At 48.4% G+C, this 5415-nt stretch carries 5 protein-coding genes; 3 read left to right on the top strand and 2 right to left on the bottom strand.

Annotation, left to right across the window (positions count from 1 at the left end):
* On the bottom strand, positions 1 to 1670 hold a 1670-nt coding region (locus tag QVP67_RS01990), incomplete at its 3' end, for an LTA synthase family protein (RefSeq protein WP_288179800.1).
* A 308-nt stretch (positions 1671 to 1978) separates the two neighbouring features.
* Between QVP67_RS01990 and QVP67_RS01985 the strand changes: the two genes are divergently transcribed.
* The 3 genes from QVP67_RS01985 to QVP67_RS01975 all read left to right on the top strand — a co-directional run bounded on the left by QVP67_RS01985 (position 1979) and on the right by QVP67_RS01975 (position 5255).
* Positions 1979 to 3616, top strand: a complete 1638-nt coding sequence (locus QVP67_RS01985) for a hypothetical protein (protein WP_288179799.1) — start codon at positions 1979 to 1981, stop codon at positions 3614 to 3616.
* Between the two features lie 194 nt (positions 3617 to 3810).
* Complete coding sequence (locus QVP67_RS01980) at positions 3811 to 4398, top strand: DUF5025 domain-containing protein (protein WP_071148352.1); 588 nt, start codon at positions 3811 to 3813, stop codon at positions 4396 to 4398.
* Between the two features lie 140 nt (positions 4399 to 4538).
* Positions 4539 to 5255 (top strand): hypothetical protein, encoded by a 717-nt coding sequence (locus QVP67_RS01975; protein ID WP_022161883.1) that lies wholly within the window; start codon positions 4539 to 4541, stop codon positions 5253 to 5255.
* Here QVP67_RS01975 and QVP67_RS01970 read toward each other — a convergent pair.
* A partial coding sequence (locus QVP67_RS01970; RefSeq protein WP_288179798.1) for a hypothetical protein occupies positions 5216 to 5415 on the bottom strand: 200 nt, incomplete at its 5' end. The two genes, QVP67_RS01975 and QVP67_RS01970, sit on opposite strands and share 40 nt — an antisense overlap.

Genomic DNA, 5415 nt, shown 5'->3' with positions numbered 1-5415 from the left:
GGCGACAGGATGCTCTGCCCCATGCCTTTCCACGGATAGCGTTCGAGTCCCAGCAGCTGGAGCAGGGTGGGGTAGATGTCTATCTGTCCCATCACGTCTTCGTAGCGCATGCCTACGGGCGAGTTGAGGATGATGAGCGGCGTATAGGGCTTGTCGGAAACAATGCCCTGCATGGCAGGCGCCTGGCACAGCTCGTTGCGGTAGAAAGCGAGTCCTTCGTGGTCGCCGGTGATGACGATAAGTGTTTCCTTATACTCGGGCCGCGACTTCAAGAAGTCGACAAACTGTCCGAGGGCTTTGTCCGTATAGCGGGCCGTCTTCATGTAGTCGGCTGCCTTCGTGGGGATGGAGTCGGAGAAACTGATTTCCTGCAAGTGCTGGGGCAGCACGAACGGCGCGTGGCCGGAGTAGGTGACGAACTGCATGAAGACTGTTTCGTTCTGCTTCCACACCTCGCCCTCACTGATTTTCTCGCTGCACTGCTCGAAGAAAGGCACGTCGCCGATGCGCTTGTGTGTGCCGAAGGCTTCGGCTTTGCGGAAGTCGTGATAGGCGATGATGGTGTCCAGCCCGAAGCTGTAGGCAATGGCTCCCTGATTCCAGGTCGATACCTTGTCGATGGTCAGCAGATAGTTGCGCGAGTGTTTTAGCTCGTGCATGGCTTTGGGCAGGGTGGCGTAGTGGTTGTCGGGGTACAGGCTGCTGTATGCGCCCGAGTTGAGGGGCAGCATGCCGGCGTTGATCATCAGTTGGGCGTCGATAGAGCGTCCGCCTTTCACCTGGGTGAGCACGTGGGGAGCGTAGAGGGTAGTCGGTTCCTTCAGCAGGCGATTGAGGCAAGGCGTGATTTCCTGTCCTTCCACTTCTTGCTCCAGCACCCAGCTTTCGAACGATTCGGCCAGAATCAGGATGCAGTTGCGGCGCGTCTCTATCGAGTCGGGCAGGGGCGTCCATGCGGGCTGTGCGGCAAGCCAGCTCCCGATGCGTTGGTCTATTTCGGGGGTGATTTCCTGTTGCTGTTCCGTCAGGTCGTAGTATACGCAGCCGAATACGGTGAACATCGGTGCACAGCTTGAACACAGGTAAGGCGATTGCCGGATGGCATTGAATGACTGATGGAATCCGCCGTAGAAGCTTAGGCAAGCCATGTTCAGCAATGCTGTTCCAACCAATACGGTAAAGTATCCGGGAAGTCTTCGGATGAGGCTGCTTCCCTTACGGTCTGGCTTGCGGAACGCCATAAAGATGGTGACGACGGACGACAAGGGCAACAGGACGTCTATCATTCTGAACGAATCTCTGACGCTTTCGGTAAAGTCGGTCAGGTTGCCGGCCAGTACGTAGCTGCTCAGTGGGATGTGTGTGTAGTACGTTCGGTAATAGAGCAGGTTGCAGATAAGCAGGCTGTCGAGCCAGAACAGAATAACGCTTTCTACCCCTTTGCTCCTGAACAGGATGTAGGGGAGCAGTAGCAACGTAGCGATGAACAACTTGGAAAGGTAGGTTTCCAGGTACGAAAACGATGCGAAAGTAGTGTCCATGCACCAGATGGCATCGAAAAGGGTGAGTTTCAGGAACAGTCCAGCTGCAAAAACGATAGCTGTACGGTTCCACGCGCTTTTCCAGTCGGGCATTTTTGCGAAGCGCGGTTTTAAGCTTTTTTCATTCATTGACTTCTCTATGCTAGGCCGTTCTATTCCAGACCTTTTTTCTCTCTCTTTATGGGGCGGCAAAGGTACGGCTATATTTGTGAATATCCATGATTTGGCGATACTATTCTTCCTTTTTATAGCATCTTATTTCGAACAAGCGTATCTTTGTGCTTTGAAAACGGAAAAAAAAGACGCACAATATGAAACACCCCGCTTGCTATATCATCCTTTTTGTCGTCGTCCTGTTGGTTTCCTGCCATGCCGACCGCGACGACGTCCGCCTGTTGCAGCAGGCCGACTCTCTGTTGAACGTACGTCCGGACAGTATGAAAGCTGTGTTGGGCACGTGGGCCGACAGCATCGGTCACTGCCCGGAACGTGTCCGGATGTACTACAACCTGCTTCGCGTGAAGGCTGATGACAAGGCTTACGTCACGCACACTTCGGACAGCCTGATCCTCTCCATAGTGCGCTACTATCGGGAGCAGCGCGACAAGACCCACTTGCCCGAAGCCCTCTACTATGCCGGCCGCACTTATAGCGACTTGAAGGATGCTCCACGGGCGTTGGAGTACTACCAGCGTGCCATCGACGTCATGGAGCGCGAGGAGCTGACGGACTACAATCTGCTGAGCCGCATCTACAGCCAGATGGGGACGTTATTCTTCTATCAAGAACTTTACGACGAATTGCCTGGTGTGCTCCGTAAGGCTTATCAATGTGACTTGATACTGAAAGACAGTGCCAACCTTGTTTTCGACTTGCGGGATATTGGGCGGTCTTTTGCGGTGAGGGAACGGCAAGACAGTGCTATTTGGTATTACAATCGTGCTGGTGAAATGGCGCAATACATGCAAGACAGTATCTTATTAAGTATGGTCTATGGGGAATTGGCAGGGTTCTACGTCGATTGGGGTAATTATCCGGCGGCATGTGAAAAACTTCAAATCGCTTGGCAAGCTGTTGATACGCTTAGCATGCCGATGTATTACAACAACACGGCAAAATACTATTATAATACAAACCAATTAGATTCAGCTGTTTATTATTATAGGAAGAAATTATCTCTTCATTCGTATTCTCACAAAGCGAGTGCTTACCAAGGGTTGGCTAAAATAGCCCGTGAACGGGGGGATGTTACTCAAGCAATGGAGTATTATGACTTGTATATGCTTTATGATGATTCTCTTAAACAAAGTATTCGTACAGAGACAATTCATAAAATTGATGCTTTGTATAATTACCATAAGTTTGAGAAAGAAAATATAAAGTTGAAAAAGGAGAACTTTAATCATAGGAACCTAATTTTCTTTTTAGTATTGGTGGCATTGTTTTCTTTGTTATTGTTTGCTGTCTTTTGGCAAAAAAACAAACGAAAGGAACAGACTATGTTACTTCAACAGGAAAAATTGAAACGTCAACAAGAAAAACTGAAGCAATATAGCCAAGAACAAATAGAAGAAAACAAAAAGAAGATTGAAGAATTGTCTTGGCAATTGGAAAATGCAGTAAAAGACAAAGACTTGCTACATCGGAATTTATTGCTGGTTCAAAAAGAACAGATTGAGAAAGACAATCGGCGAATTGAAGAGATGCAAGAAATACAGCGGAAGGTTGAAGCTGGTTTATATATGACGAACATCTATAATAAGTTTCAGGCAGTAGCCAACAGTAAAGAAAAATCCCAGTTGCTTAAGATTGAAGATTGGCAAGAATTACAGGAACAAGTGGATGAAGCGTATGGTGGTTTCACTACACGGTTGAAAGAGTTATATCCTCAGATTTCAGAAAAGGAACTACATATTTGTTTATTGATCAAAATAGGTGTTACACCTACTCAAATGGCAACCATTATGATTAGTTCCAAACAGGATATTTCGTCTGTCCGTTCACGGCTTTACACAAAGCTGTCCGGAACAAAAGGGTCTTCTAAACAATGTGACCAACTTGTTCAAAGTTTATAAGTAAACATAGGCAAATGTTTGAAAAACAATAGATAAGTTGGTTGTTCTAAGGGGTACGCAAAAAGTACGCAAGTCAAATGCGTACTTTTTGCGTACTCTTTTTTAGCGATTATCTGGTTTATTCCGCTCATCTTCGTAACGTCAAATTTGAAAATGGTATGAAACAATTGTATAACTGTTTAAACTGTAATATTATGAAACTGAAGTTTTTTCCTGCCACCCTGTTGGCTGCCCTGTTGCTTTGCCTTGCCGCTTGCGGCAACGGACATGATGAAGACTCCTTGCCCGGAGCGTTGCCTTACACAAAGAGTTATTTTGTGGGAATGATGAATGACAGCTTGATAAACATCAGGCAAGACTCTTATTATGATGTCCGGATAGATCCTTTACTCTATATCCCGCAGGACTCGTATCAGCATATTGACATCACCGGATGGCTTATCAGGTTTGCAGCCGATTATCGCGATGAGCCTTGGGCAACCATGCATCTGCAATGGGGACCGATGGAAACGGGCTCGTTTGAGTTGACATCATCGAAGTTGGTGGATGCCAATGCGGAGCGGGTGCCATACATCAGTTTGACTTTTGCGGATAGCGGAAGGACCTATTGCTGCTCTCCGGAGCATCCGTTCCTGTTGCAGGTGGACGATGTAGATTATAAAGATGCTGCAATGACGTCATTCCCGGTTGTCACCGGGCGGATGGAGGGTACCCTCTACAATGAAGCCGATCCTGCGGACTGCATTACGTTCGAGGATGTGGAGTTCCGGTTGTGGCGTTGATAGCGGATCTTGGATGAGCCGGGTGCGGTTCTTGCGTATGGAGCACAAAATACAGACGGGGTTTGGACATTTGCAAAATATTACATAGTTTTGTCTGCCCTATGGCATCGACGGACAAATAGACGATAAAAATAGAACGTATGAAATGCATTCATGTGATTACTCCGGTAAAGGACTCCATTGACCTGACCTTACAGACGGCCGAAGCCATCGTGGCATCGGACATCAAAGTGCCTTACACATATACCATCTACAACGATTTCAGTACGGCCGAAAATACAGCCCGGCTGCAGGAGGCCTCGAAGAAGATGGGGTTCAATCTGGTGAACCTCTCGGATCTGACCGACCATCCTTCGCCCAACTATCTGCTGGTGCTTCAGATGGCGCAGGAGCGCGCCATTGCCGAAGATGCTGCGCTGATTATTGTAGAGTCGGACGTGGTGGTGAAGAAGAATACGCTTCAGGCTCTGTTCGACGGCGCGCAGGAGCGCACGGACTGTGGCATAGCTGCCGCCGTCACCGTCGATGAGAAAGGCGAGATAAACTATCCCTACCTGTTTGCCAAAGGAAACGAGAATCAGGTATACCCCGAAAAGAAGCATTGCAGCTTCTGCTGCTCGCTGCTGACAGTCAACTTTCTGCGGACTTTCGACTTCCACCAGCTCGACCCGGAGAAGAACTGGCACGATGTCACCATCTCGCACCAGTCGCAGAAGGAAGGGTTCCGCAACTATCTGTTCACGACGCTTCCCGTGTGGCACCGTCCTCACAGCAGCCGTCCCTGGAAACAGCTGAAGTATAAGAATCCTTTGAAGTATTATTGGCTGAAATATACGAAAGGACTGGATAAAATCTGAAGCAGGAAGGTTGCACCTTTTTCGGCATGTTCCGAAACCGGCTTCATGCCTTTATCGCTTACTGAAGAAAATTCCCAGAGATAGAGAATGGGAAAAGAGGCGGCGGAAAAGGGTGAAACACCTCCTTTGAACCCCGTTTGTAGGACACTTGTACGGCTCG

Origin of the sequence: Bacteroides sp. CAG:633 (assembly GCF_000435115.1) — a bacterium.
GTDB lineage: Bacteria > Bacteroidota > Bacteroidia > Bacteroidales > Bacteroidaceae > Bacteroides > Bacteroides ndongoniae.
Note: the sequence above shows the minus strand (reverse complement) of the source record. Positions and strands in the feature narration are given on the sequence as shown.